Annotated in this window: 3 protein-coding genes; all 3 read right to left on the bottom strand. The window is 44.2% G+C overall.

Going from position 1 to position 3,514, the window contains the following annotated elements; genetic code table 11:
- Positions 1–210: 210 nt before the first annotated feature.
- The 3 genes from ACFSCZ_RS16710 to ACFSCZ_RS16700 are packed head-to-tail and all read right to left on the bottom strand — an operon-like array spanning position 211 to position 3,243.
- Positions 211–969 carry a GntR family transcriptional regulator gene (locus ACFSCZ_RS16710; RefSeq protein ID WP_380775554.1) on the bottom strand — a complete coding sequence of 253 codons (759 nt, stop codon included), beginning with the start codon at positions 967–969 and terminating at the stop codon, positions 211–213.
- A gap of 6 nt (positions 970–975) precedes the next feature.
- Complete coding sequence (locus ACFSCZ_RS16705; RefSeq protein ID WP_380775552.1) at positions 976–2,010, bottom strand: threonine aldolase family protein; 1,035 nt, start codon at positions 2,008–2,010, stop codon at positions 976–978.
- Positions 2,011–2,046: 36 nt separating this feature from the next.
- The gene (locus tag ACFSCZ_RS16700; RefSeq protein WP_380775550.1) at positions 2,047–3,243 is read right to left on the bottom strand and encodes a cation:dicarboxylate symporter family transporter; all 1,197 of its coding nucleotides are present in this window, start codon (positions 3,241–3,243) and stop codon (positions 2,047–2,049) included.
- Positions 3,244–3,514: the final 271 nt, after the last annotated feature.

Genomic DNA, 3,514 nt, shown 5'->3' with positions numbered 1-3,514 from the left:
TCGACACTATGGTGGCTGTTTCTTTGTTTTGACATCATTCACTTACCTCCGGGAAAATTGCGTTATGTCGTATTTCAGTATAAACCATGTGTCCATTATAAGGGGGTCAACCACTGTCACGCCCCGGAATTTGTCGAAAAAAAGAGGCTCAGCTTTTGGCTGAGCCTCTCGCGGCATCCACTGGTATTTGTCTTGAATCATAAGTTTCTTTCAATCCGGCCACATCGTCATTTGATCTGCCCTCGTCAATTTGATACGAAAGGAATAGACCGAATGGTGATAATAGAATTCAATTTTCTCTACTGGAATGTTGTCTTCTGAAAAGGAGAGTCGTTCTGCCCTCAGCAAAGGTGTGTTTTCCTTCACTTGAAGAAGGGCTGCAACCTCATCCATAGCGGGACAGGCTTCAATGGTTTGTTCTGCTTTTCCCAAGGTCATTCCAAGTTTTTTCTCAATCAGCTCGTAGACCGAGTGTGCCTTCAATTCTTCAATCGTCAATTGTTCACCGATAAAAGCGGGTAGATAAATGAGAGCAAGTGCAACAGGCTGATCATCTACAAGGTGTAAACGCTCGATATAAAAAGATACGCTGCCAAAATCCGGCGGTAAATCGTGTTCTTCTAAATCTTCCATGGGCAGCATTTCAGCTTTTATAATATGTGTTTGCGAGTGGACCCCTTGCTCCTCCAGTACTTCAGAAAAGCTTTGAAGATGGACAAGGTGTTGTTCTAATTTATTGGTTGGTTTGACATAGGTCCCTTTTCCATGGTTTGTAATCACCAGGCCTTCATCCTTTAACAGCTGGATGGCCCGGCGGACGGTGACTGTACTGACATTAAATCTTTCTTCCAGCTGCCTCTGAGAGCCGATCGTTTCGCCCGGTTGGATCTGGCCGCTGTATATTTCATCTTTCAGGGTATCGGCCAATTGTCTGTACATTGGTCTGGCGCTTTCTTTGCTGACGGACAAGGTTCATCACTCCATCACGGTTTGTATACATTGTACAACATGATTAATATCTTCGTCTCTAATATGGTAATGGGTCACCATTCTCACCCGGTGCGAACCAACTTTTTTCACAAGGATGTTGTATTTTTTTAATGCTTCAATGAATCGGTCTGCGTTCCAGCTATCCTTGTCAATTTCAACTGACACAATGTTGGTGTGGAAATGATTTGCTGTTGGCTTTATGCCGGGAATCGTCCTTAATCCGTTAAAAAGTTTTGCCGCCGTTACATGGTCTTCGCCAATCCGATCAACCATTTCCGTGAGCCCTACGATACCTGGTGCGGCAATGACTCCGGCTTGTCTCATTCCTCCTCCAAGACGCTGGCGGATGCGCTTGGCCTCCTCAATAAACGTTTTGGGACCTGCCAAAATGGAACCAAGCGGGCAGCCCAGCCCTTTTGTCAAGCAAAATTGTACGGCATCGACATGCTGGCAAACCTCAGAAGGCTTCACGCCCAGGTATGCCGCAGCGTTAAAAAGTCGGGCGCCATCCAAATAAACCGGGATGTTGTGCTTGTCGGCAATTTCCTTAATTTCCGCCATGTTCTTAAGCGGTACGACGCTGCCTTCATTCAGATTGTACGTGTTTTCCAAGCAGATTAATCCAGTGGTGGCTGATTGAATGCCTTTTTCCTGTATCGCTTCTTTTACATGATCAATATCATAGCACCCATTTTCTACTTTAACGGGGCGAACTTGAACCTGTGAAAGAGCAGCCAGTCCCGCAACTTCTAAATTATACAAATGGGATTCCGGTCCTAAAATAACCTCTTGGCCACGTTCCGTTAGGGTCATAACAGCGATTTGGTTTGCCATTGTTCCTGATATGACAAATAAGGCGGCCTCCATGCCAAGCATGGAAGCGGCCAGTTCTTCGAGTTCATTTACGCTTGGATCCTCTTTGAGAATATCGTCTCCAAGTGTAGCATTGAACATCGCTTTTTTCATTTTTTCGGTTGGCAATGAGGCTGTATCACTGCGCAGGTCTAACTTTTTAACCATCTGTCTGCTCCTTTTTCTAGTATTCTATGAAGTCATCTATGCATCTACTGTAACGTCTGAACTTGCAGGAACGTCCGGCCCTTGTTTTTTTCCAAAAAAGCGGTTAATGATCATGGCCAGCGCACCGTCTCCAGTTACATTGGTGGCAGTAGCAAATCCATCCTGAATGGCAAATAAGGTAATCATTAACCCAAGAGCTGCTTCATCAAACCCAAGCACTGATTGGAGAATTCCCAAGGAAGCCATAACCGATCCGCCTGGAACACCGACAGCTCCTACTTCAATAATTCCCAATAGAATGACAAATGCGATCATTGTTGTGATGGAGGGCAACTCCCCAGTTGTGAACATGGAAACGGTCGCTGCTCCCACGGTGATCCCTATGGCTGCTCCGGATAAATGGACGGTGTTGCATAATGGTATGACAAAGTCGACAATATCCCTGTCCATATACTTTACTTTTTGTGCCTGCTTTAAGGCTACGGGCATCGTCACTGCACTGGACATCGTTCCAATGGCGGTAAAATAAGCGGGAATTAAAGCTTTAAACATGGTCCATGGATTTTGTTTAAAAACGATTCCTGCCAGGACATATTCAATAATAAGCCATAGCAATTGCATACCTATGATAAGTCCAAACATTTTCCCGAAAATAGCGATGTTGGAAAACAAATCCCCTTTCGCTGCAACACCGGCAAAGATGGTGGCAATGAAGAAAGGCAAAATCGGAATGACGAGTTTGTTAATACAGCGAATGATGATTTCTCTAAATTCTGTTACAGCGTAAGTGATGGTAGGTGATTTTCCCCATGTGGCGCCAATCCCCAATACAAAGGCGAGCATCAGTGCACTCATGACATCCATGATAGGAGGTATGTTAATTTCAATAAAAGGCTCAGCGATCGCGGCAGCCTCTTCGCCAGTAGTCGTCACAATACCAAAACTTGGAATCATGAGATAGGCAGCCAGCGCTGCCAGTGCGGATGCAATAATGGTATCTACGTAGGAGAGCCCTACTGTAAAGCTTAACAGCTTCCCGGTTTTTCCCCGCAAGTCAGCGATCCCAGCCGCAATAAAAGCAATCAGGATCAGCGGTATAAAGAATTTAATAATGCCTCCCAGCAAAATCCTTGCGGTTTCTGTGATACGAATCATCCAATCCACATCCAAAAGACCAATGGCAATCCCTGCGGCCAGGCCAATCAGCAGCTTTGGAATCAACCCAAATTTCATACTTATCCCTCCTGTAAAAATGGATAGCGCCAATCAAATGATTGGGTAGTATTAACATATATTAATATATGTTAATATATGTTATTTATATTATTAAAACTTAAATTTCCAGTCAATAATATTCTGAAAATGGGGTGTCAAGGATTTTCGACAAGTGACAGTGGTCAAGCCCCCTAAAAATGGACATAATCAAAATACGACAAGAATACACATTGTTTAATTGGTTTCAGTATGTGCGCCACCATTGACTTTGTTTTTGTCCGTGTTGAGG

It is taken from the genome of Siminovitchia sediminis (assembly GCF_042680885.1).
GTDB lineage: Bacteria > Bacillota > Bacilli > Bacillales > Bacillaceae_C > Siminovitchia > Siminovitchia sediminis.
This window is presented reverse-complemented; position numbering and strand designations above follow the sequence as displayed.

What these genes read in the sequence shown, in the direction of transcription:
- ACFSCZ_RS16705 (WP_380775552.1), bottom strand. Translation starts at nt 2,010, where the DNA reads ATGGTTAAAAAGTTAGACCTGCGCAGTGATACAGCCTCATTGCCAACC.
- ACFSCZ_RS16700 (WP_380775550.1), bottom strand. Translation starts at nt 3,243, where the DNA reads ATGAAATTTGGGTTGATTCCAAAGCTGCTGATTGGCCTGGCCGCAGGG.